At 68.6% G+C, this 23,381-nt stretch carries 21 protein-coding genes and 2 pseudogenes; 9 read left to right on the forward strand and 14 right to left on the reverse strand.

Annotated features, from left to right (window positions below; all coding sequences use genetic code 11):
* Positions 1-56: 56 nt before the first annotated feature.
* The 3 genes from RJ03_RS23075 to RJ03_RS23085 form a co-directional block, all read right to left on the reverse strand.
* Entirely contained in the window at positions 57-638 is a 582-nt protein-coding gene (locus tag RJ03_RS23075) for a carboxymuconolactone decarboxylase family protein (protein ID WP_036505689.1), read from the reverse strand.
* On the reverse strand, positions 638-949 hold the full coding sequence (locus tag RJ03_RS23080) for a carboxymuconolactone decarboxylase family protein (protein ID WP_036505690.1): 312 nt from the start codon (positions 947-949) through the stop codon (positions 638-640). Before RJ03_RS23080 ends, RJ03_RS23075 begins: the two co-directional genes overlap by 1 nt.
* A 113-nt stretch (positions 950-1,062) precedes the next feature.
* Positions 1,063-1,707, reverse strand: a complete 645-nt coding sequence (locus tag RJ03_RS23085; RefSeq protein ID WP_036505691.1) for a TetR/AcrR family transcriptional regulator — start codon at positions 1,705-1,707, stop codon at positions 1,063-1,065.
* 198 nt (positions 1,708-1,905) lie between these two features.
* Here RJ03_RS23085 and RJ03_RS23090 point away from each other — a divergent pair, with 198 nt between their 5' ends.
* From RJ03_RS23090 to RJ03_RS23100, 3 genes are all read left to right on the forward strand, one after another.
* Entirely contained in the window at positions 1,906-3,090 is a 1,185-nt protein-coding gene (locus RJ03_RS23090) for an LLM class flavin-dependent oxidoreductase (RefSeq protein ID WP_036505708.1), read from the forward strand.
* A 4-nt stretch (positions 3,091-3,094) separates the two neighbouring features.
* Positions 3,095-4,165, forward strand: a complete 1,071-nt coding sequence (locus RJ03_RS23095; RefSeq protein ID WP_036505692.1) for an alcohol dehydrogenase catalytic domain-containing protein — start codon at positions 3,095-3,097, stop codon at positions 4,163-4,165.
* An 82-nt stretch (positions 4,166-4,247) separates the two neighbouring features.
* Complete coding sequence (locus RJ03_RS23100) at positions 4,248-5,786, forward strand: acyl-CoA synthetase (RefSeq protein ID WP_036505693.1); 1,539 nt, start codon at positions 4,248-4,250, stop codon at positions 5,784-5,786.
* A 53-nt stretch (positions 5,787-5,839) separates the two neighbouring features.
* Here the strand turns inward: RJ03_RS23100 and RJ03_RS23105 are convergent, their stop codons facing one another.
* Positions 5,840-6,238: a hypothetical protein gene (locus tag RJ03_RS23105; protein WP_157121786.1), complete on the reverse strand. Its 399-nt coding sequence runs from the start codon at positions 6,236-6,238 to the stop codon at positions 5,840-5,842.
* 283 nt (positions 6,239-6,521) lie between these two features.
* Between RJ03_RS23105 and RJ03_RS23110 the strand changes: the two genes are divergently transcribed.
* Entirely contained in the window at positions 6,522-7,058 is a 537-nt protein-coding gene (locus RJ03_RS23110) for a hypothetical protein (RefSeq protein ID WP_036505695.1), read from the forward strand.
* A gap of 10 nt (positions 7,059-7,068) precedes the next feature.
* Here RJ03_RS23110 and RJ03_RS23115 read toward each other — a convergent pair.
* Together RJ03_RS23115 and RJ03_RS23120 are read right to left on the reverse strand one after the other, a co-directional pair.
* Positions 7,069-8,503, reverse strand: a pseudogene (locus RJ03_RS23115) (glyceraldehyde-3-phosphate dehydrogenase).
* Between the two features lie 183 nt (positions 8,504-8,686).
* Positions 8,687-9,172, reverse strand: coding sequence for a GAF domain-containing protein (locus RJ03_RS23120; RefSeq protein ID WP_036505696.1), 486 nt, complete (start codon positions 9,170-9,172; stop codon positions 8,687-8,689).
* 312 nt (positions 9,173-9,484) lie between these two features.
* Between RJ03_RS23120 and RJ03_RS23125 the strand changes: the two genes are divergently transcribed.
* Complete coding sequence (locus tag RJ03_RS23125; protein ID WP_036505697.1) at positions 9,485-9,733, forward strand: hypothetical protein; 249 nt, start codon at positions 9,485-9,487, stop codon at positions 9,731-9,733.
* Between the two features lie 6 nt (positions 9,734-9,739).
* Here RJ03_RS23125 and msrC read toward each other — a convergent pair whose 3' ends face one another.
* Positions 9,740-10,240 carry a free L-methionine (R)-S-oxide reductase MsrC gene (msrC, locus tag RJ03_RS23130; RefSeq protein WP_036505698.1) on the reverse strand — a complete coding sequence of 167 codons (501 nt, stop codon included), beginning with the start codon at positions 10,238-10,240 and terminating at the stop codon, positions 9,740-9,742.
* Positions 10,241-10,382: 142 nt separating this feature from the next.
* On the opposite strand from msrC, the gene RJ03_RS23135 reads away from it, so the two are divergent.
* Positions 10,383-10,754 (forward strand): nuclear transport factor 2 family protein, encoded by a 372-nt coding sequence (locus RJ03_RS23135; RefSeq protein ID WP_036505699.1) that lies wholly within the window; start codon positions 10,383-10,385, stop codon positions 10,752-10,754.
* A 10-nt stretch (positions 10,755-10,764) separates the two neighbouring features.
* Here the strand turns inward: RJ03_RS23135 and RJ03_RS23140 are convergent, their stop codons facing one another.
* Together RJ03_RS23140 and RJ03_RS23145 are read right to left on the reverse strand one after the other, a co-directional pair.
* Positions 10,765-11,757 carry an LLM class F420-dependent oxidoreductase gene (locus RJ03_RS23140; RefSeq protein ID WP_036505700.1) on the reverse strand — a complete coding sequence of 331 codons (993 nt, stop codon included), beginning with the start codon at positions 11,755-11,757 and terminating at the stop codon, positions 10,765-10,767.
* A 352-nt stretch (positions 11,758-12,109) separates the two neighbouring features.
* Complete coding sequence (locus tag RJ03_RS23145) at positions 12,110-12,895, reverse strand: alpha/beta fold hydrolase (protein WP_036505701.1); 786 nt, start codon at positions 12,893-12,895, stop codon at positions 12,110-12,112.
* Positions 12,896-12,958: 63 nt separating this feature from the next.
* Between RJ03_RS23145 and RJ03_RS23150 the strand changes: the two genes are divergently transcribed.
* Entirely contained in the window at positions 12,959-13,996 is a 1,038-nt protein-coding gene (locus RJ03_RS23150; RefSeq protein WP_083871284.1) for an RNA polymerase subunit sigma-70, read from the forward strand.
* Between the two features lie 38 nt (positions 13,997-14,034).
* A pseudogene (locus tag RJ03_RS36230) lies at positions 14,035-14,556 on the forward strand (maleylpyruvate isomerase family mycothiol-dependent enzyme); the annotation flags it as partial.
* Positions 14,557-14,660: 104 nt separating this feature from the next.
* On the opposite strand, the gene RJ03_RS23155 reads toward RJ03_RS36230, so the two are convergent.
* From RJ03_RS23155 to RJ03_RS23165, 3 genes are all read right to left on the reverse strand, one after another.
* Entirely contained in the window at positions 14,661-15,539 is an 879-nt protein-coding gene (locus RJ03_RS23155; protein ID WP_036505702.1) for a DUF5995 family protein, read from the reverse strand.
* 56 nt (positions 15,540-15,595) lie between these two features.
* Complete coding sequence (locus tag RJ03_RS23160) at positions 15,596-17,821, reverse strand: MMPL family transporter (protein WP_051025135.1); 2,226 nt, start codon at positions 17,819-17,821, stop codon at positions 15,596-15,598.
* 93 nt (positions 17,822-17,914) lie between these two features.
* A complete protein-coding gene (locus RJ03_RS23165; protein WP_036505703.1) occupies positions 17,915-18,502 on the reverse strand; it encodes a helix-turn-helix domain-containing protein in 588 nt (195 codons plus the stop codon).
* A gap of 99 nt (positions 18,503-18,601) precedes the next feature.
* On the opposite strand from RJ03_RS23165, the gene RJ03_RS23170 reads away from it, so the two are divergent.
* The gene (locus RJ03_RS23170) at positions 18,602-19,081 is read left to right on the forward strand and encodes a DinB family protein (RefSeq protein WP_036505711.1); all 480 of its coding nucleotides are present in this window, start codon (positions 18,602-18,604) and stop codon (positions 19,079-19,081) included.
* A 4-nt stretch (positions 19,082-19,085) separates the two neighbouring features.
* Here the strand turns inward: RJ03_RS23170 and RJ03_RS23175 are convergent, their stop codons facing one another.
* Complete coding sequence (locus RJ03_RS23175) at positions 19,086-19,802, reverse strand: FkbM family methyltransferase (RefSeq protein WP_218000996.1); 717 nt, start codon at positions 19,800-19,802, stop codon at positions 19,086-19,088.
* 68 nt (positions 19,803-19,870) lie between these two features.
* Positions 19,871-23,381, reverse strand: a 3,511-nt coding sequence (locus tag RJ03_RS23180) for a non-ribosomal peptide synthetase (protein ID WP_036505712.1), incomplete at its 5' end; no start/stop codon positions are given.

Genomic DNA, 23,381 nt, shown 5'->3' on the forward strand with positions numbered 1-23,381 from the left:
TTGCGAGAACTTGTTCTAGATTTCCGCCGGGCAGACACCTGCGGACCGCTCCGGCGCTACCGATAACCCCGCTTCAGCAGGTACTTGGCCCCCGCGCCGAAACCCTCCGGACTCAGCACGTCGAATCCGAAGGCATCGGCGAGCCGGTTGGTCGTGTTGAAGGCGGCGCAGACCGCCATGGCGTCCTCGACCTGGTGTGGTGACACCCCGGCGGACAGCACCTTTCGGACATCGTCGGCGGAGATCTCTCCGTCGCGGGACAGCTTGCCCAGCAGTAGCAGCGTCTCGCGCAGGCCCGCACCGATCGGCGCGGATTCCGGATCGTCGAGCACCGCACGGACTTTCGCCTCGTCGGCATAGGCCTGTCCCGCGGTCGCGGTGTGCGCACCGATACAGAACGCGGAGGCGTTGACCTTCGACACATACGCCGCCATCAGCTCCCGGTCGGCGACCGACCACTCGGAGGGGCCGCGCATCGCCGCGTGCGTGAACGCCTTCGCTCGCGCGCCGTAGAAGTCCGGCCGGTAGAACACCAGCTTCGCGGCATCGGGCAGCGGCTGACCGGAGAACAATCGAACGGCCCTGAACAGCAGTTTGGTTCCGGGCCGATAGTCGTGGTTCAGGACGTCCGGTCGCATCAGCCACGCTCCCGGGTCGCGTCGACGAGCGCGGCGAGTCCCGCGTCGTACTGGCGCGCGGACTGTCCGACCGCTGCCGCGATCACCAATTCGACGAGTTCGCCCTCGCCGAACCCCGAGGCGCGCGCCGCGGCGAAGTCGGCATCGGTCACCTCGGTCGGCCGGGTCGCCACCTTGTCGACCAGTTCGCGCAGCTGCGGCGGTCCGGCGTTTCCGAAGGCTTGCGCCCGCTGTTCCCGCGGCGTTCTGCCGTTGCCGTGGAGCACCCGATCCACCAGATCCTGGAATACCTCGCGTTTGTCCCGCGCCATCTCGCCTCCTCACAGCCGGTTCCCGACGCGAGCCGTGACGGCAGGCGCCACGGACACGAATGTACCTCCGGAAGCCGGGTCCACATGCTCCACCAGCGAAATCGGGCTCGAGATCAGTCCTTCTCGCGGAGCAGGCGGTCGAGTCCCCCGGACAGAAAGGCGACCTGATCCTCGTAGTAGGCGGTCAGCACCTCGGCGGGCAGCGGATCGGGATGGGCATGCCAGTCCCCCGCACGGGCGAGCGCCTGCAGAAATCCCATGAGGGCGATGGCCCAGCGCGATTCCAGACGTGCGGGATCGGCCTCGGGAAAGGTGCGGCGCACCTGGACGTGCAGACGCTCGCGCAGGTTCTCCTCCACCACGCGCAGGGCGGGATGGTCGCGCGCCGAGACCTGGGTGACGATTCTGACCCACCGCATACCGCGGGTGCGGTGCCGCAGGAGCAGATCGCGGTAGGGCTCGGTGACGGCGCGCACCAGCTCCTCGGTGGTCGGCGCCTCGTCCCGTGCGCCGAGCCGGTCGGCATTGGCGCGAATGCTGTCGCGCACCGCGGCGCCGAGATCCAGCAGCACCGCAGTGATCAGGTCGTCCTTGGTGCCGAAGTGATAGTTGACCGACGCCGGCCCCAGGCCCGCGGCCGCGTTCACCGCGCGCACCGACACCGCGTCGACCCCGTGCGCGGCGAACAGACGCTCGGCCGTCTTGACGAGCCGGCCGCGGGTCGCGTTGCCCTGGCGGTTGGGCGCTGGAGCCGACATCAGACCACCTCCGTACTGGTTCGCTCGATCCGATATTCCGGCAACCCTATCTCATACGCACACGGAAAGTGTTGGGGTGCAGAGATTCTCGATCCATCTCGGTCACCGAGACAGGAAACTTTTGGATCAAGTGATCCATGTTAAGCAGGACACAGCGCGGTGAAGCAGATCACAGACGCGCCGTTCGAAGGAGACTCCGTGCACACGTCCGAATCCTTACGATTCGGGGCCTTCCTCGCCCCGTACCATCCACTGAACGCCGACCCCGCCCTGCAGCTGCGGCGCGATATCGATCTGATGGAACACCTCGATCACCTCGGATTCGACGAGGCGTGGATGGGTGAGCACCATTCGACCGGCGCCGAAATCGTGCCCGCGCCCGATGTTTTCATCGCGGCCGCGGCCGAGCGAACGCAGCGGCTTCGCTTCGGCACCGGCGTGGTGTCACTGCCCTACCATCACCCGCTGGTCACCGTCGACCGCATGACCCAGCTCGATCTGCAGACCCGGGGGCGGCTGATCTTCGGCACCGGGCCGGGCAAGATCCCACTCGACGCGCACATGATGGGGATCGACCCCTCCGACCAGCGGCGGCGCCAGGGCGAGGCGCTCGAGGCGATCCTGGCGCTGCTGCGCGGCGACGTGGTGAACATGTCCACCGATTGGTTCACGCTGCGCGACGCTCGCGCTCAGCTACCCACCTACGACCCGGCCGGGATCGAGATCGCCACGGCCTCCACCGTCTCCCCCAACGGCTCGGTGCTCGCCGGCACCCACGGCCTCTCACTGCTGTCGCTCGCCGCCAGCTCACCGGCGGGTTTCGATGTGCTGGACCGCAATTGGGGAATCTACGACAAGGTGTGCGCGGAGCACGGTCACAGCGCGGACCGTTCGCGGTGGCGGCTGGTCAATCCGATGTTCCTCGCCGAAACCCGGGCCGACGCCGAACGCGCCGTCGCGCGCCGGATCGGTTCGATGGCGGCCTATGTGAACCGCCAGACCGGACAGCGACCCGAGTGGGCCGAATCCGGACGGGGGATCATCGACCACTGGCGCAACGACAGCCTCGGCGAATTCGGCCAGGCCGTCATCGGGACACCGGACGAGGCGATCGCGCAGATCGAGCGGCTCCTCGACAAGACCGGCGGCTTCGGCACCCTGCTGATCCTGCATGTCGACATGGCCGACTGGGAGGACACCAAACGCAGCTACGAACTGTTCGCCTCGGAGGTGATTCCGCACTTCCGGCTGCGCAACCGCGGCCGCGAGGCGAGTCTGCAGTATGCCGAGGATCACCGCGACCGCCTCATCGGCGGACTGGTCACCGCGATCAGCAAGGCCCACACCGACTACTACGGCGAATCCGCCGCGACAGGAGCGTGAATCGATGCGTGCCGTGGGATATCTCGACGGGGAATTCGCTGTCACCGAGGTCGCCGATCCACCGGCTCCCGGCCCGGGGCAGGTGCGCATCGCGGTCGCCGCCTGCGGCATCTGCGGCAGCGACCTGTCGATGGCCAAGGATGCCGGGCGGTTCGTGCAGGTCGCGGCGGACAGCGGTTATCCGCTGGCCACCTTCGACATCGCGCGACCCGTGGTGCTGGGACACGAATACGCCGGGACGATCGTCGAAACAGGTTCGGGCGTCACGGATTTCGCGGTCGGCGACCGCGTGGCGGGCATCGGGCTGGCCACCGAGGCCGGCACCGGCATCCCGACGATCATCGGCTATTCCAACGACTATCACGGCGCGTTCGGCGAGCACATCGTGGTGGACAGCGTCTGGGTCCGGCATGTGCCGGACGGGCTGTCGCTGGAGCATGCCACGCTGGCCGAACCGCTGCACGTCGGCGAGATGCACGTGCAGCAGTCCGGTCTGCGCGCCGGTGATTCGGCTCTCGTGATCGGCTGTGGCGCCATCGGTCTGGGAGCGATCATCGCCGCCAAGGCGCACGGCGCGGGTGTGGTCGTCGCCTCCGAACCGTCTCCCAAGCGCCGCGCCCTGGCGCTCGCGGTAGGTGCGGACGTCGCCGTCGACCCCACCGAACAGGATCCGATACAGGTGTGGAACGGCCTTGTCGCGGAGCGTCATTCGCTCGTCGACCCGGGCGCCGCGGGCACGCTGATCGCCTACGAATGCAGCGGCCGGCCGGGCATGCTCGACACCCTCATGCACGGGTTGCCGTTCAATTCGCGCATCCAGGTACTGGCCGCGGGATTCGCCACCGAGACGATCGTTCCGGTGGTGGGCCAGTTCCGCCGCATCGCCGTCAATTTCGGGCACGGTCCGTACGAGGACGCCTACGACATCACGCTGCGGCGCCTGGCGTCGGGGGAGATCGACGCCGAGGCGATCATCACCGGCCGCGTGGGACTCGACGGGGTCGCCGACGCGTTCGCCGCCCTGCGCGCACCCGACGAACACGTGAAGATCCTGGTCCTGCCGGAGCGACGATGAGGCCGCGGCGGCGAATACCGGGCGCCCACCGGCCTCGCGAATTCCCCGCCAAACTAGTTGGACGTCCGATAATCTCCCGCCTATGAGTCTCGATCCCCGCAAGCACACCATCGACGGGGTGCTGCACCGTTCGGCGGCGAAGGTCCCCGGCCGCACCGCGCTGACATTCGACGGCCGGGCCTACACCTACCGGGAACTCGACGCCGCGGTCACCCGGGCGGCGACCCATCTGCTCGACCTCGGCCTGGTCGCGGGCGATCGGGTCGCCGCCTACGGCACCAATTCCGACGCGTACGTGATCGGATTCCTGGCCTGCGCCCGGGCCGGCCTGGTGCACGTTCCGGTCAACTACGCCCTGAAGGGTGGGGAGCTGAGTTATCTCGTCTCGCAGTCGGGTGCGCGGGCCGTCCTTGTCGACCCCGCGCTGATCGGCACTCTCGACCAAGTGCGCGGCGACCTCACCTCGGTCGAGTACGTCGTACCGCTGCGCGATGCCGGCGGATCGCTGCGAGCCGTCGCCGACGCGGCGGGCGAGGTCTCCGATTTCTCGTCCCGGGCGGCCGCGACCGACCTCGCCCAACTGCTCTACACCTCGGGAACGACGTCGAAACCCAAGGGCGCCATGATGACTCACGAGGCGCTCGTCTTCGAGTACGTCTCGTCGGTGATCGCGCTGGACCTGCGTCCCGACGACAATCCGCTCGTCGCCATGCCGCTGTACCACTCGGCGGGCATGCACGTGTTCATGCTGCCCTACCTGTCGGTCGGCGCGACCGTGCACCTGATGGCCACTCCGGACATCCCGGAGATTCTGCGCCGGGTCGAACAGGACCGGATCGGTTCGCTGTTCCTCGCCCCGACCGTCTGGGTGCCGCTGGCCAACCACCCCGACCTCGACCGCCGCGACCTCTCCTCGCTGCGCAAGGCACAGTACGGTGCCTCGATCATGCCGGTGACGGTGCTGAACCGGCTGCGCGAACGCTATCCCGACCTGGGCTTCTACAACTGCTTCGGGCAATCGGAGATCGGGCCGCTCGCCACGGTGCTGCGCCCGGAGGAACATGCCGAACGGCCGTCGTCGTGCGGACGGCCGGTGTTCTTCGTGGAGACCCGCGTCGTCGACACCGACGGCAACGACGTCGGCCCCGGCGAGCCGGGCGAAGTCCTCTACCGCTCGCCACAGCTGTGCCGCGGTTACTGGGACAATCCGGCCGCGACCGCGGAGGCGTTCCGCGACGGATGGTTCCACTCCGGCGACCTGGTGACGCGGGATGCCGACGGCTACATCACCGTCGTGGACCGGATCAAGGACGTCATCAACACCGGCGGCATCCTGGTGGCCTCCCGCGAGGTCGAGGACGCTCTCTACACCCATCCCGCCGTCGCCGAGGTCGCGGTCATCGGCATCCCGGACGAGAAGTGGATCGAGGCCGTCACCGCCGTCGTTGTCCTGCACGAAGGCCGCGAGGCGACCGCCGATGAACTGATCGCGCACGTCAAGGATCTGATCGCACCGTTCAAGGTGCCCAAGCGCATTCGCTTCGCCGCGGCGCTCCCCCGCAACCAGAGCGGAAAACTACTCAAACGCGAACTGCGCGAACCGATGACGACAGCGGACTGAGCGGATCACCACGGCGCTCGACCACCACTGCGCTCGATCACCAAGGCGCTCGATCACCACGGCCCGATGACGTGTTCGAGCAGGGCCAGCGCGAACGCGCCCACCACCGCCAGCCCGAACCCCGCCGCGGTGGTGAGCGCCAGCGCGCGCCCCAGCCGGAGGCCGTGCGCGCGCACGATCATCAGTCCCGCCGCACCACCGAGTACGGCCAGCAGCATGCCGCCGCCCATCACGAGATAGAACACCGCGGCCAGCGCCGCGTTCACCGCCTCGCGCAGTCCTTCGGCGTACTCACCGAACGGAATCGGAAACCGATAGACGCTCGCCACCATCGCCGCGGCCACCGGCGCGGTGAGCACGGCCGCCAGCGCACCCCACAGCACGCCCACCCACAGGGCCACCCCCGATACGCCACGCGGCTCCCCCGCCGGACCGCCGTCCCCGAACCTCATACCTGACCTCGCGTTCCACCTGTCGCCGGGCACTCGCGCACGCGCCGGGCCCGAATGCCCGGCTCCGCCAGAGCAAACCAGACCGACGCGCCGCACCGGCAGATGGGTACCGTGGCGCGCACCGGCTCTCGTCCCGGCAGCCGGATCGTGCGGTCGACGCGGCGGCCGATCGGTGGTCCGGGTCATCACCGATGTCCTAGGGTTGTTCGCGGCGGCCCACCTGCCCCACCCGTGCCCGACCCGAGGCCGCGCCCCGCATCGGATGATCAGAAACGGGAGACATATGGACGGCAGCCGCAACGCACTGCTCCACGGTCCCCTGTTCTCCCGCCGGAATCCGCTGGACCGCAGCAATGCCGCGAGCCGGATCAGCGCCTACGTCTACGGCAATATCCTCATTCTCGCCGCGTTGATCCCGGTGACCACCACCGAGGAGCATGTCGGAATCCTGATTGTCATCGGCACCGCGCTGTCGACCTTCGTCGCGCACGCCTTCGCCGAGGGTGTCGGCCAGGCGGTGCGGGAGAACCGCGCGCTCACGCCGCGGCAGCGGTGGGAGGATCTGCGCGATTCGGTGCCGATTCTCAGCTCCGCGGTACTGCCGTCGATCATCCTGGCGTGCGCCGCCTTCGACTGGCTCGCACCCCGCACCGCCCAGATCGTCGCCGAGGTGGCGATGCTCATCCGCATCGGCGGCATCGTCTTCGTGATCGAACGGCTCAAAGGCGCCCGGCCCGGCCGCTCGACCATCCTCACGGCACTGCTGCTGACCGCCGTCGCGACGACGGTGGTCGTCGTCAAGATCGTCCTCACCCACTGAACGGGTTCGGCTACCCCGCCTCGACCGCGGCCAGTGCGCGCACGTCGGCGGCATCCTGCGACCGGTCCGCGAACTGCGGATAGGTCGGGTACTCGATACCCGAGATGTACTGCACCGTCCGGACCACCTGGGACGAATAACCGAATTCGTTGTCGTACCAGCAGTACAGGATCGCGGTGTCGCCCTCGACGATGGTGGCGTTGGCGTCGATGATCGAGGCCGCGCGAGCCGATGAAATCGCTGGACACCACATCGGTGGCGGCGGTGTAGTCGAGATTGCGGCTCAGCGGACCGGCCAGCGACACCTGCCGCAGGTACTCGAGCACCTCGGATTTCGTCGTCTCCCGCTCGAGCTGCAGGTTCAGGATGGCGACGGACACGTCCGGGGTGGGGACGCGAATCGAGTTACCGGTGATCTTGGCCTTGAAGTCCGGCATCGCCTTGGCGACGGCGGAGGCAGCGCCGGTTTCGGTCAGAACGAGGTTGAACGGCGCGGAGCGGCCGCGACGATCCGCCTTGTGATAGTTGTCCAGCAGGTTCTGATCGTTGGTGAACGAGTGCACGGTCTCCACGTGGCCGCGGGTGATGCCGAATTCGTCGTCCATGGCCTTGAGCGGCGGCACGATCGCATTGGTGGTGCAGGAGGCGCACGAGAAGATCCGCTGCGTCAGATCCAGATCACGGTGGTTGACGCCGTGCACGATATTCGGGACGTCGCCCTTACCGGGCGCGGTGAGAACCACCTTCGCGATACCGGGACGCAAGTGCTGCGACAGCCCCTCGCGATCGCGCCACTTGCCGGTGTTGTCGATCAGGATCGCGTCGGAGATCCCGTACTCGGTGTAGTCGATCGTCGCCGGATCGTCGCTGTAGATGAACTTGATGACATTGCCGTTGGCGATGATCGTGTCGTTGTCGGCGTCGACCTTGATGGTGCCGTTGAAGTGCCCGTGCACGGAATCCCGGCGCAACAGCGACGCGCGCTTGGCCAGATCACCGTCACCGCCGCGGCGGACCACCACCGCACGCAGGTTCAGGCCGTTGCCGGAGCCGACCTTCTCGATCAGCAGACGGGTCACCAGCCGGCCGATCCGGCCGAAGCCGTACAGCACGACATCGCGCGGGCCCGGCGACTGCGCCTTGTTGCCGCCGATCACCTCGGCCAGGACCGCCTCGGTGAATTCACGAACCGACAGCCCGCGGTCGTCGGCGCGATAGGCCACGACCAGCTGACCGAGATCGATCTTGCAGGGGCCGAGGTCCAGTTCGTCCAGGACGCGCAGGAACGGCAGCGTCTCGTCCACCGACAGCTCTTCGCCCTCGATCTGGCGCGCGAACCGGTGCGTCCGCAGAATGCTGATCACCGACCGGTTCACCAGCGACCGGCTGTGCAGCAGCACCGTCACACCCTTCGCCCGATACAACGTGCCGATGATGGGGATCATCGCCTCCGCGGCGGCTTCCTGGGCGTTCCAGCGGTCAAGTTGTTCGGTAGTCAACGCAGGTCCTCGGTTTCCTCGACGGGTACGCCACATCGATGCTAATGAGGGCCTGGATTTCACCGACGGCGGATCCCTGGCGGTGAGGTTTTCCAGTGGCGCCGCGCACACCGCCGCGGCGTACCGCCGTCACTCTCGCCGCAGCCGCGGTGGGTTGCGGCGGCGGATCTGCAACAGGTCGGTGGCACAGCGGCACACCGGATGCAGAGCATCGGCGAGTTCTTCGGTGAGGACGTTCGCGGCGGGGGTGTAGACGCTCAGCACTCCGACCACCGCACCGTCGTCGTCGGACAGCGGCTGGCACCGCACCGCCTGCACTCCCCACAACCGTAGTTCCGCGCCGCACCCCGGCCACCGGGAGCTGCCGGCGAGATCGGTGATCACGATCGGGACACCGGTCGCCGCCGCCTCGCGGGCGGGGCTGTCGGGGTGCAGCAGCTGCGCCTCCTCGACCATGCGCGCGCGGTGCGTGGTTGCCGCGACGATCTCGAGTACCGTGCTGCCGTGCGCGGTGACCCCCGCCATCGGCGATCCCGGCAGGGCACGCAGCAGCGCGGCGACTCCGGCCGCCGAGACAGGCGACACACCGGCGCGACCGGGCGGGTCACTGTGCATAACGGACCTCGATCCGACGCGACGAGTCAACGTGAGCGGCGGCATACCGCACCCGGCAAAACCGAGTCGAGGTATGACGACCAGTCTTCGAGTGCCCCGCTGCCCGTCGCGGCAAACCCGGTCCGGGCGGGCCGCATTCGGCCCGCCGGCGCGCGCAGACCGAATGTCCGTCCGGTACAAGCCGTTTGCGTCGTTGCGCCGAGTACGCGAGGTCACCGTTTCGTGGCGCGCCGCCGGGGTACCCATCGACAATCCGCACTCGGAACGACTTCGTCACCGGCCGAGGGCCCGTCACCACAGGAGGTGTGCTGTATGGACGATCTCCAGCGCAGAGTGCTGACCGCGTTGACATCCGCGCGGCGTGGGCTGAAGACCGCGGACGCACGCCTGCTGGAGCGTCGAATCGTGGGTCTGCGCGCGGAAGTCGACGCCGCCGGCTATCCCCGGCCCCAGCACCTACGCCTCAAGGCGTCGTGCGCGGAGGCACTGGCGGCGGCCAGGTGGACACTGGGGCGGCCGAATCCGCAGGCCTTCCGGCCGGCGATGCAGGCTGCCTCGTAGCCCTGCTCAGCCCCGGTCGTCCGGGATCAGCGAGTCGAGATAGACCGACGCGATCTCCTCGAGTCCACGCTGATCGACCGGACCGAAGCGGTCGAGTTCGGGACTGTCCAGATCGAAGACGCCGATCACGGTGTCCTCGTGGATCAACGGCACCACCAGTTCGGACCTGCTCGCCGGATCACAGGCGATATGGTCGGGCACCGCGTGCACGTCGGCGACACGTTGCGTCTGCCGGGTTCGCGCCGCCGCACCGCAGACGCCCCGGTCCAGCGCGATGCGCACGCAGGCCGGGCGGCCCTGGAACGGGCCGACCACCAGTTCGTTCCCGTCGAAGAAATAGAATCCCACCCAGTTCAGACCGGGAAGACCGTGATAGACCAGCGCGGAAAGGTTGGCGGCGTTGGCAATCCGATCGTGTTCACCCGCCACGAGCGAACGGGCGGATGCCGCGAGCTCCCGATAGCGCTGTTCGTCCGCGCGGTCGTCGCGGATGCCGGCGGCGCTCATGCCGCACCTTCGTAGTTCACGAGTAGATGTTCCCCTCTTGATCGTCGCGGATGGTTCGAACGTCTGAGCCGGGCTCTCCCTTCCGTCCCGGCAGGCGGGATCGGCAGGCGGCGCCGTGCCGGATCCGTGTTTTCGTTGTGCCATGGCTTCAGCGGAACGGATTCGAGCAGCGGTGCACCGGTATCTCGAGGCGGTGGGCTCGGGATCCGCCGCCGATGTGGCGGCATGTTACAGCGAGGACGCCACCGTGGAGGATCCGTTCGGCTCGCCGCCGCACGTCGGCCGGGCCGCGATCGAAAAGTTCTACGGCGCATTGGATTCCGCGCATATGCGAACCGCGCTGCTCGACCTGCGGATCGCGGGCGGCGCGGCGGCGTTCCGGTTCCGGGTGGTGACCGAGACCGGCTCTCGCACCACGACGATCGAACCGATCGATGTGATGACCTTCGACGAGGACGCGCGCATCACCGGTATGCGCGCGTTCTGGTCACCGGAGGACGTGCGCGTCGACTGAGTGCCCTGGGTCATCGCAGCGCGGGAATGACCTCACGCTCGAACAACTCCACCCCGGACAGGTCGTAGGCCGACTCGGGGAAATTGTGGATCGCGTAAGCCAGACCGAGATCGCGGACCCGGGACAGGTTTTCGATGATCTGTTCCGGTGTGCCGACCGCGGGTGAATCGGCGTAGAGCTTGGTGACCCAGTCCTGCGCGGCGTCCGCCCCGAGAGCGGGGGTCAGCCGAGAAGCGAGGGCGTCCAGCCGTTCACGCACCTCCGCCTCGGTCGCGCCGATCACGGTGTTGAAGTTGGAGCTGCGGGTGATCGCGTCGAAATCTGTTCCGACGGCGGCGCAATGGTCGCGCAGCAGCTCGGATTTGCGGGTGAAGGTTTCGGGATCGCCCGCGAAGTTGGTGTACTGCGCGTATTGCGCGGCGATGCGCAGCGTGACCTTTTCTCCCCCGCCCGCGACCCAGATCGGAATACCGCCCTCCTGGAGCGGCAACGGATACACCCGGGCGCCGTCGACCTGGTAGTACTTGCCGTCCAGGGTGGCGGTGCCGGTGGTCCACGCCTGACGGAAGATCTGCACTCCCTCGTCGAGGCGACCCAAACGCTCACCCGCGGAAGGGAATCCGTAGCCGTAGGCGCGCCACTCGTGCTCGTACCAGCCGCCGCCGATCCCCATCTCGACCCGGCCGCCCGATACCAGATCCACGGTCGCGGCGACCTTGGCGAGGTAGGCCGGATTCCGGTAGCTGATCGCCGTGCACATCTGCCCGAGCCGGATGCGCGTCGTGGTGGCGGCGAAGGCCGACATGAGCGTCCACGCCTCGTGCGTCGCTTCCTCGGTGGGAACCGGCACGGTGTGGAAATGGTCGTAGACCCACAGCGATTCCCAGTCTTGTCCGGCGTCGGCCCGCTGCGCCAGATCCCGCATCACACCCCATTGCGCCCCCGGTTCGATGCCGACCAGGTCCAGTCGCCAGCCCTGGGGAATGAAGATGCCGAAACGCACGCCGCGCCTCCTCGTCGAGAGAACAGATCCGGCGGTCACTTTTCCCACCGATGCGCCCGCGGGCAAGAGTTCGGCGCTCGGCGCGCCGAACTTCTCCGCGGCGCGAATATGCGCGGACCCGGCGAATCCGCGATCGGTTCACCGGGTCCGCGGGGACTTCGTCAGAGCAGAACGTCGATCAAATTGATGAGGATCGATCCCAGACCCGAGGCCAGAGCTCCGACAACCGCGATGATTCCGTTGATCACAGCGTTCCTTTCTCCCAGCGTTCCGTTGGCAAACCACGAAGTATTCGATGTCGACGCTCATGTCGGATTGGTCCGACCTGCGCGGGCACCGGCGCAGGTGATCGTCACGATCGATCGCCGGCGCGCGCCACGCGCGTGAGCCACTCGGCCAGCAGGGCGCGCAGCAGTTCCGGTTGCTCGTGCGGGAGGGCGTGTCCGGCCTCGGCGACCACGACGAGCGAGGCGTGCGGACAGCGCTCGAAAAGATCGATCGCCGCCGCGTAACCGACTGTCGAATCCAGGCGCCCGGCCACGATCGTGGTCGGCCCCGGATAGGGCGGTGTGGCGTCCGGGCTCAGCTGCCACCGCTCACCGATGCGCTGCGCCGCGGCCCGATCGACCAGCTCGGCGGCGGGTGCGACGACACGCTCGTAGCGGTCGAGCATGGCCGGGGTCTGGACGACGAAGTAGCGGCGGAAATCGTCGTCGCCGAGATCGCCCGGCCCGGCCACGACGCGATGCGCGGGAAGGTCACGCACTCCCGGCAACAGCGGGCACACCAATGCCAGGCCGGCCACCCGGGTGACGCGCCACGCGGCCATCGCCTGCGCGTAGTACCCGCCCGCCGAGTGGCCGACGAGCAGGAAATCACCACCGGTGACCGCGTCCGCGAAGCGCAGCAGCGCGTCGAGTACATCGTCCGCGCTGCGCAGTGTGCCGGGTGCGGCGGTGTGTCCCGCACCGGGCAGGTCGGGGTAGATCCGCCGCAACCCGGCGGCATCGCCCAGAACCGGTTCGAAGCACGCCTCGGCCTCGCGGTGATCGACACCCGCGCCGTGCAGCACCATCACGGGACGGCCCGTGCCGTGCTCCACGTAGTGAAAAACGACCTCGCCCGCGCGCAGCTCCATGCCCCGCAAGCTACCCGGCCGGTCCCGCTGTCGTCGGTGACACGGAGGTGCGAGCATGGGGGGGTGAGTGTGTCCGCGAGTGAACCGCTGCCGGAATCCGGAAGGCCGGAGTCCTGCCCTGCGGGATCCGGGGTTTCGGGGCCGGGGGCACTCGAAGCGCTGCGGATTCCGCTGACCGGCTACTGCTACCGGATGCTCGGTTCGTCGGCCGATGCCGACGACGCGGCGCAGGAGACGCTGATCCGCGCCTACACCCGATTCGACAGTTTCGACCCCGAGCGCGGCCGGCTCTCGACGTGGGTGCATGCCATCGCCACCAATATCTGCCTGGACATGCTGCGCTCGGCGCGCCGCCGGATGCTGGTGTGGGAAGGTCCGGTATCCACCGGTTTCGACCCGGACGCGGTGGTGCCCGCCGACCGATGGCTCGACCCGGTCGCGGACGCACGAGTACTCGACCCGGCCGACCGCGTCGTCCGCCGCGAGTCGGTGCGGTTGGCCTTCGTCGCGGCACTGCAACATCTGCCGCCACGCCAGCGGGCGGTGCTGGTCCTGCGCGAGGTGCTGGCGTTCAGTGCCGCCGAAACCGCGACCATGCTCGAGGTCAGCCCGGCCGCGGTCAACAGCGCCCTGCAACGCGCCCGCACCACCCTGGCCGCGGTCCGGCCTTCCGCCACCGATCCGCTCGATCCCGGCGACCCGGACGACCGGGACCTGGTGCGGCGCTACGTCGCGGCCTTCGAGAGTCACGACGTCGACGGTCTCGCCGCGCTGCTGTGCGAGGACGCCGAATCCGGTATGCCGCCGTTCGCCTGGCGACTGAGCGGGCGCGATCTCATCGTCTCGGTCTTCGCGGCGGGCGACGCGTGTGCCGGCGATCGACTGGTACCGGTGCGGATGAACGGTTCGGTCGGATTCGGTCAGTACCGCCCCGGTACCGACGGTGTGCTGCGCCCCTTCGCACTGCTCGCGATCCAGGCGCGGGCGGGGCTGATAGCGCGGCAGGTGACCTACCTGGACAGTGGCGACCGGTTCGCCGAATTCGGGCTTCCGCCGATTTTCCGGGCGCCCACCGATGAATTCTCGCCGTCGGGTTCGTAGCAGAGGTGACCACTCCCTACGATCGAAACGACGGAGTCATGACCTCGACCGACACCGACACCACCGTCCTGCGCGAGCACACTGTGGCCGAGCGCCGACGCCTCGCGGACCTGCTCGCCGGCCTGACGCCGGAGCAGTGGGCCGCGCCCTCGCTGTGTGAGGGCTGGCGAGTCCGTGAGGTGCTCGCCCACATGACGATGCCCTACCGCACAACCACGTGGTCGTTCGTGCGCGGGCTGGCCGGTGCGCGCTTCTCGTACCACCGCTACGCCGACCGGGCCGCGCGCGCCGACACCGCGCGGATGAACGATGCAGAGCTGCTCGCGTCGCTGCGCGACAACGTCGAACACCCGTGGCGTCCGCCGGGCGGTGGTGTGGTGGGCGCGCTGAGCCACGACGTGATCCACGGCCTGGACATCACCGAGCCCCTGGGCCTGCCGCCCGCCCCGCCGGAACGGATCGCCCTCGTGCTCGACCAGGCGAGCCCGAAGTCGCTGCGCTACTTCGGCGTCGACCTGACCGGCCGGCAACTGCGCGCCTCCGACGCACCGGTCGCGCTGGGGTCGGGGACGCCGATCACGATGTGCGCCAAGGACATTCTGCTCACCGTCACCGGCCGCCGCCCGCTGCCGGCCCGGGCACGGGCCGGCCGGGCCCGCCGTGCTCACAGGCCGCCGAGGCGTGCGAGCACGGCGAAGGCCGCATCATCGGCCGACCACAGCGCGTTGATCTCCGCGCGCGTGGGCTCGGCGGTGGCGGCGTTCTGCAGCGCCAGCCCGTTGGTCCAGACCACCACGTTGTAGCCCAAATCGGCGACCTGGAGCAGCGGCCCGGTGGCCACGCCCTGACCGAACAGCAGATCGAGTCCCTCACCGACGAAATAGAAGCGCCACAGCGGCCCGAGGTCGGCGTTGTATACCTGCTTCGTGCGGTCGACGATCCGATCGCCGCTGCGGGCGATGGCGTCGACGATGTGGAAGAAGTCCGGCGCGTTCTCCGGTCTACTGCCGACCGCGGCGACCGCGTAGGCGAGGTCGACCGTCAGGTGCGCGTTGTACCCGGCCATCGCGACCCGCGCGGGCGACTGGTCGCATTGCCCGGCCAGCTGGAAATACCAGGCCCAGTGGGGCTCCGGCGCGCCGTCGGTGAACTCGGCGTGCAGATTCACCAGGAACCGGCGCAGCAGTTCGTAACTGATCGCGTGGGCGTATTCCGGATCGACGAACGCGGTGGGATCGTGCTGCAACGGCAGCACCGGATCCTGCTCCACGGCGTCGAGCCCCACATCGAACAGGCCCCGCCGATCATGATGGGAGGTAAGGATTTCGGTGATCCGATGATTGCGCGACACCGCCTCGTCGAACCGGTCGAGGGTGGCGCCGGCGCCGATGGTCGTGGTGTCCGACAACTCGGCAACGGTCCGGATCTCCGTCGGCGACAGCGGTGTGCCGCACCGGGTGTCGGCCACGGCCCCGGCCTGCGGCGCGGCCGCGATCAGAGTCGAAAAAGCAAGAGCCACAACGATCGACGCGGCACGGAGCATACGGTGACCATCCTGTCCGGTGACGTACGGCGGTGTTGCCGATACGGTACTGCTGTTCACTCCGAGGCCGTGCGCGCGGTCTCGGTGCCGGCCGCCGCCGCATGGTCGCCGCGGACACGATCCTCCAGCCGGGCGCCCTCGATGTCGAGGTCCGGGACGAGACGCCCGAACCAGCGTGGGTGGTACCACATCCGGTTGCCGACCAGCGCCATCACGGCCGGCACCAGTGTCAGCCGCACCACGAAGGCATCGAGCAGCACGCCGACCGCCAGCGTGAACGCGAGCGGTTTGACGATGGGGTTGTCGACGGAGACGAAGGCGACGAACACCCCGAACATGATGAGCGCGGCGGCCGTCACCACCCGGGCGGAATGTGCCACTCCGTTCTGCACCGACGAGATCGCGTCGGCGGTGTGGCTGTGTTCCTCCTTGATCCGCGACACCACGAAGATCTGGTAGTCGCTGGAGAGGCCGAAGATGATGGCCAGGATGATGATCGGCAGAAAACTCAGCGTCTGCCCCGCGGTGACATCGAAAAGTCCCGCACCCCAGCCCCATTGGAATACGGCGACCTGCGCCCCCAGCGCGGAGAACACGGACAGGACGAACCCGGCGATCGAGGACAGCGGAACGAGCACCGTGCGAAATGCGATGGTCAGCAGGACCAGTGCCAGCCCGACGACAACGCCGAGGAAGACCGGCAGCGCACCCGCCAAGCGGTCGGAGGTGTCGATATTCGCCGCGGTCGTCCCGCCGACCAGGTAACTCACGCCGAGATCTCCGGTCAGGCGCGGGCGATCGTCGCGCAGACGGGTGACCAGATCCGCGGTGGCGTCGTCGGTGGGTCCGGTCTTCGGAATCACCTGGACCAGTACCAGATTGTCGCCGGTGCCGGCGGGCTGCACGAGCGCCACGTTCGGTTCCTGCTGCAATCGAGCGATCAGCGTCTGCACGGCGTCGGGGGCGCCCGCGTGCGTGGTGTCGGTGGGCAACAGCAACGGGCCGTTGAAGCCGGGCCCGAACGAATTGTCCACGAGCACGAAGGCTTTGTGGGCTGTACTCGTGTCCGGCTGGGACGCGCCGCTGGGCAGGCCGAGATCGAGCCGCGTCACCGGCAGGGCCAGGATCACGAGCACCGCGGTACCGAGAATCAGCAGCGGTATGCGGAAGCGGGTGACGGTGCGCCCCCAGGCGTGCCCGACGGTGCGTTCAGGTTCGTTCGCGGCGATGCGCGCGACCTTTTCCGGGCGTCCGGGATGCAGCGGCGGTGAGATGAACTTCGCCACCGTCTCGCCCGCGAGGCTCAGCAGCGCCGGTAACAGCGTCAGGGCGACCAGCATCGCGGCGAGCACCGCGCCCGCCGCGGTCAGGCCCATCACGGTCAGGAAGGGGATGTTCGCGACCGACAGTCCGCACAGGGCGATGATCACCGTCACCGCGGCGAAGACCACCGAACTGCCCGCCGTGCCCACGGCCAGCGGAATCGACTCCGCCACTGTCGTTCCGCGCAGGATGTTGTTGCGGTGCCGCGACAGGACGAACAGCGCGTAGTCGATTCCGCAGGACAGTCCCAGCATCAAAGCCAGCGACATCGCCGCCGAGGGCACATCCACGAATGCCGCCACCCCCAGCACACCGGTCACGCCGATCCCCACCCCGATCAACGCGGTGAGCACCGGAAGTCCGGCCGCCACCACCGCACCGAAGGTGATCAGCAGAATGACGAATGCCGCGGCGATACCGACTATTTCGGGACCCTCGGGGATCTCGGCGGTGAATCCCGGGTAGACGGCTCCGGAGAATTCGACCTGCATTCCGGTCGCCCGCGCAGGCGTCGCGACCCGGGTGACCTCGTCGAGCGTGCTCTGGGCGACCTCACCCGCGGAGACCGAGAACTGCACACTTCCCAGCGCGGCCCGCTGATCGGGTGAGATCGCATGGGCGTCGAAGGGATCCACCACGGTCGCGACCTGCGGCAGGCCCCGGAAGCCGGCCATGGCCTGCTCGATGTCGGCATGGGGTTGTGCGTCGGTGACCTTCGCACCGCCGGGCGCCGCGAACACCACCTGCATCTGGGCGCCGCTGTAGGCGGGCATCCGCTGCTGCAGCAACGACACCGCATCCTGCGACTCCGTCCCCGGGACGGTGAAATTGTCGGTGGTCCGGCCACCCGATCCGACCCCGAATCCGATCGCGCCGCCGAGTAGGACGATCCAGATGACCAGCACCCACCAGCGATGCCGGGTTACCAGACCACCGAGCACGAACAGGTATCGCGACATCGAATTCCTCGATTCGATCGGCCTATCGACACATCGGACCATCATCGACCATCGCGCACACGGCCGTCGAGGGCGGCACGCTGGGCGCTCCCGCTAACCTTCGACAGACCCACCCGGGCGCACGTGCGCGCGCATGCCCTGCGGGCCGAACAGGATGAGGAGTTCGACCACGCCGCCGTCGGCGCTGCCCAGCCAGTGGGGTACCGAGGTGTCGAATTCCGCCGCCTCGCCCGGCGGCAGGGTCAGGTCGCGGTCGCCGAGCACCAGCCGCAGCCGGCCGTTGAGCACGTAGAGCCATTCGAAACCCTCGTGCGTCTGCGGTGTCGGTTCCTGCGGTTCGGGTCGCGCGGGGATGATCATCTTGAACGCCTGCACGCCGCCGGGCCGCCGGGACAGCGGCACGAACGTCATGCCGTATCGCCGGAGCGGTTTGAGGTGGATGCGCGGATCGCCGGTGCGCGGGGCGCCGACCAGGTCGTCGAGCGGGACGTTGTAGGTGCGCGAGAGCGGCAGCAGCAATTCCAGCGTCGCCCGCCGCTGCCCGCTCTCCAAGCGCGACAACGTACTTTCCGACACCCCGGTGCTCGCCGCGAGGTCGGCGAGGGTGATCCCGCGCTCGCGGCGCAACGCGCGTAACCGCGGACCCACCGCGCCGAGTACCTCGTCCGTTTCGTCAGCCATCGGGCCATCTTGCCGGAACAGCAAGATTTCGTGCCGATTCGCGACGGCGGCGGCAAGGCTGAACGGGTACGAGCGCACACCGATCGCGAAGGAGCCGCCATGCCTGCCGCCGCCCGCCGGAAGGACACCCCACCGCCGCGGACCGGAACCGATGAGCTCGCAGTACTGCGCGGGTTCCTCGACTACCTGCGCACCGGCGTCGCCGCGAAGGTCGAGGGTGCACCCGAGCCGCAGGTCCGAGCCGCCGCGGTGCCGTCGGGCACCACTCTGCTCGGTCTGCTGGTCCACCTCACGGCCGTCGAACGCTCGATGTTCCTCGGCGACACAGTGACCGACTGGCAAGCGACGTTCCGGGCCGCGCCGCACGACGGCGTGGCCGAGGTGGTCGCCCGCTACCGCGACGCGGTCGCATGCGCGAACGAGGTACTCGACGGATGCACCGATCCCGCCGCGCCGCTGCCGGGACTCCCGGGCCCCAGCGTGCGCTGGGCGCTGGCCCACATGATCGAAGAGACCGGCCGCCACGCCGGTCACGCCGATATCCTGCGCGAACTGATCGACGGCACGACCGGACGCTGAGAATTCACCGATCGATGCGCGGACGGACGGCGAAGACCTCGTGCATTTCGGTGCCGACCAGCCGCGGGTCCTGGCGGGTCTGCGCCGACATGCCCTGCCGCGTGAGCAGGTCGCAGACCTCGCGCAGACGGCCGTCGCGATCGTGGACCTCGGCGACGACGACGTGGATGCGCCGCCAGTCCGCGGCGGTGATGCCGAGCAGCACTTCCCATTCCGCGCGTTCGACGTCGACTTTGAGCAAGCCGACCTCGCATCCTCGGCAATGCTGGTCCAGGATCGCCGACACGGTGGTGACTCCGACCTCGAGTTGCACGCCGTCGTGCAGACCCTGTGTGATGACCGCGATGGCGCTGTCCTCCAGCCCGTTGTTGCGCAGATAGGTGGCGGTCGCTTCGTCGTCGGCCGCGCGATCGGCGAAGAAGCCGGAATTCGCCGTCGCGCGCGGGTACCAGGTGAAGGGCCGGGTCCCCGGCATCGCGCCGACCGCGGTCCGCAGCGATATCCCACCGGGAACATGTGCCGCGATATTGCGGTCCAGGCATCGGAAGGTCATCGGCACCGGTTCGACCGCGATGACGCGGGTGCCGGGGCAGGTGTCGGCGAACATCATCGCGCTCAGGCCGATATTGGCGCCGATGTCGAGAACGACCTGGCCGGGACTGAGGAATTCGGCCGCGCGGCGGTAGAACCCGTCCGCCGCGGTCGTCTCCCCCCACAGCATTCTGGCTTCTGCAGGACTGGTGCAGGTCACCGTTCTGCCGTCATCGAGTCGCACATGTTGCAGAGTGGTCAGCATTGTTCCATGAACCTTTCGAGGACGGGGCCTACGACGGCCAGCGCACGGGGATGGCTCAATTCGAGATGGCGGGCGTCGACCACGACGTTGTGGATGTCGCCGCCCACGTAGGGCCGCCAGGTGTCGGCGAGAGCGTCGTGTTCCGGGTGATCCTGTCCGGCGGTGAACAGGATCAGGTCACCGTCGAAGACTTCGGGCCGATGGCGGGTGGAGATATCGCCGGCGGTGCGGAAGCTCGCCATGACCCGATCCGTCTGTTCGGCGGTGAACAGTCCGGTCGCGATCACCTGCTCGCGGATGACCTCCCATGCTTGTTCGTGCGTGCTCACCACCAGCTCGTCGCCCAGGTCGAACAGCTCGCGCCAGCCGCCGAGCAGATCGGTCATCAGTTGTCCGGGCGCGGGTTCCTCGGCCGAGGGTTGCGGAAGCGTGTCGGCCGCGCTGTCGAGCAGCGCCACGATGCCGACCCGGGCGCCGTCGCGGCGCAACCGCACCGCCATCGCGTGCGCGATCTGCCCGCCCAGCGACCACCCGAGCAGGTGGTAGGGGCCCGTGGGCTGCACTCGGCGGATCTCGGCCACATAGCGGTCGGCCAATTCGCCGACGGAGGTGGCGGCGGGTTCACCGGCGACGACGTGCGGATCCTGCAGGCCGTAGACCGGCCGATCCGGATGCAGATGTTCGATGAGCCCGCCGTAGAACCACGCCAGGCCGCCCGCCGGGTGGACGGCGAACACGGCGGGCTCGGATCCGTTCGCGCGCAACGGAAGCAGCACGCTCAGGCCCGATGCGCCGTCATACTCGTCGGCTCGGCGGGCCAGCGTCCGCGGTGTCGCATCCTCGAACATCCATGGCAATTCGATCGTCACACCGCGCGTGTGCAGTTCGGTCACCGCCATGGTGGCCAGCAGCGAGTTGCCGCCCAGATCGAAGAATCCGTCGGTCGCCCCGACCCGCGCGGCGCCCAGGATGTGCTCGTACACCTCACCGATCACCTTCTCGGTGCGGGTGCGCGGCGCGACGAACCGTTGTACGGCAGCGTCGAAATCGGGTGCGGGCAAGGCTTTTCGGTCCAGTTTGCCGTTGACCGTCAGCGGTAGATCATCGAGCACCATCACCATCGAGGGCACCATGTAACTCGTCAGCACCTCGGCGGCGGCCGCCCGCACCTGCCCCGGATCGAGACGCTGTCCATCGGCGGCGACCACATATCCGATCAACTGGTCGACCTCGCGCTCGTGACGATGCACGGCCGCGGCGGCCCGCGCGACCGACGGATGCCGCAGCAATGCCGCCTCGACCTCCCCCAGCTCGATCCGGTACCCGCGCAGCTGAACCTGGGCGTCACCGCGCCCCGCATAGGCCAGTTCCAGGCCGCCGCCGGTATCCCGCCAGCGGCCGAGATCACCGGTGCGATACAACCGGCCACCGTCCGGGTCGAACGGATTCGCCACGAAACGGCCGGCCGTCGCCGCGGGGGCCCGCAGGTATCCGCGCGCGAGTTGCGCTCCGGCGATGCAGATTTCACCACGCACCCCGATCGGCACAGGCCGCAGCCGGTCGTCGAGCACAAAGGCTCGCAGCCCCGGCAGCGGCACTCCGATCCCGTCCGCGCCCGGACCGTCGACCTCGGCGAAGGTCACATGCACCGTCGTTTCGGTGATCCCGTACATGTTGATCAACCGCGGGGAACCGGGCGCGTGGGCGGCGAACCATCCCGCCAATCGCGTCGCGTCCAGGGCCTCGCCGCCGAAGACGACATAGCGGAGCGCGAGATCACCATGAGCACAACCAGTTTCGCGATATCTGCGTTCGGCGTCGGCGAAACCGTAGAAGGCCGACGGGGTTTGGCTCAGGATCGTGACGCTCTCGCGCGCCACCAGTTCGACCAGCGCGTCGGGCGAGCGGGCGGTGTCGTGGTCGACGACGACCAGTCTGCCGCCGGTCAGCAGCGCACCCCACATCTCCCACACCGCGAAATCGAATGCGTAGGAATGGGTCATCGTCCACACGTCGCCGGGGTGGAGGTCGAATCGTTCGGCGGCGTGGGTCAGCAGTGTGACGGCGTCGCGGTGGGTGACGGCCACACCCTTGGGAGTGCCGGTCGACCCGGAGGTGTAGATGACGTAGGCCAGGTTGTCCGGCCGCGCGGCCACCGGCGCCCGCGCGCTACCGGCCTCGAATTCGGTCTCCGCGTCGTCGATCGACACCATGGGCGTCGCACACCTCGGCACCTGCGCGGCCCAATCGGCCGAGGTCAGCACCACGACGGGACGTGCGTCGTCGATGACGAAGCGCAGGCGACGCGGCGGATTCGCGGTGTCCAGCGGCAGGTATCCCGCGCCCGCGCGCACGACGGCGAGCAGACCGACGATCAGATCGACCGACCGCGGCAGCGCCACCGCCACCAGTGTTTCCGGTCGTGCGCCGTGCGCGGCGAGACGGGCGGCGAGCCGGGTCGCGCGTCGATCCAGTTCCGCATAGGTGAGCTGTGCCGTACCGTCGCTCACCGCGATCGCGTCGGGATGTGCCGCGACGCGGGCGGACAGCAGCTCGGGCAGGGTCGGTTCCGGCACCGTGGCACCGTCGGTCCCCGCGGCGGCCACTATCCGGCGACGCTCGCCGGGCTCGACGATATCGATATCCCCCACGGCGACAGCGGGATTCGTGGTCACCTGCTCGAGGATGCGGACGAGCGCCCGGGTGAATCGCCGCATCGTCTCCTCGACGTACAGGTCGGTGGCGAAGGTGAGGCGGCCCGCCATTCCGCCCGGCCGGCCGTCGGCGCCGGGTCGCGGGACGAGTTTGACGTTGAGATCCGCGCGGGCCTGATCGAAGACCTCTTCGATCGGTTCGACGGTGAGGCCCGGCAACTCCAGCGCGGCGGCACTGAGATCCTGCACGTCCAGCGTCACCTGGTACAGCGGCATATGCGCGGTCGAACGCCGCGGATTCAGCTCCTCCACAATCTCTTCGAAGGGCACGTCGGCGTGCGCGAAGGCCGCCAGATCCGTGTCCCGGACCGCGGCGAGCAATTCCTCGAACGCCTGCGGCGATGCCACCCGGGTCCGCAACACCAGCGTGTTGACGAACATGCCGATCAGATCGTCGAGTTCACGGTCGCCGCGGCCGGCGACCGGAGTGCCGATCGCGATATCGCCGACCGCGGCCAGCTTCGACAGCAGAACCGCCAGCCCGGCGTGCAACACCATGAACACCGTCGCGTCGGCCGCCCGGGCGAGGGCTTCGATGCGGGCGTACAGGTCGGCGGACAGCTCGAAATCGAGGGAGCTGCCGTGCATGGACGCCACGGGCGGGCGGGGCCGGTCGGTCGGCAGTTCGAGCAGTTCGGGCAGTCCGGCGAGGGTGCCGGTCCAGAATCGCAGCTGCCGCGAGATCAGCGAGTCCGGGTCCGTTTCGTCGCCGAGCATCTCGCGCTGCCAGAGTGCGTAGTCGGCGTACTGCAGAGCCAGTGGCGGCCAATTCGGCGGTGTACCTTGCCGG

Source organism: Nocardia aobensis NBRC 100429 (assembly GCF_000308375.1).
GTDB lineage: Bacteria > Actinomycetota > Actinomycetes > Mycobacteriales > Mycobacteriaceae > Nocardia > Nocardia aobensis.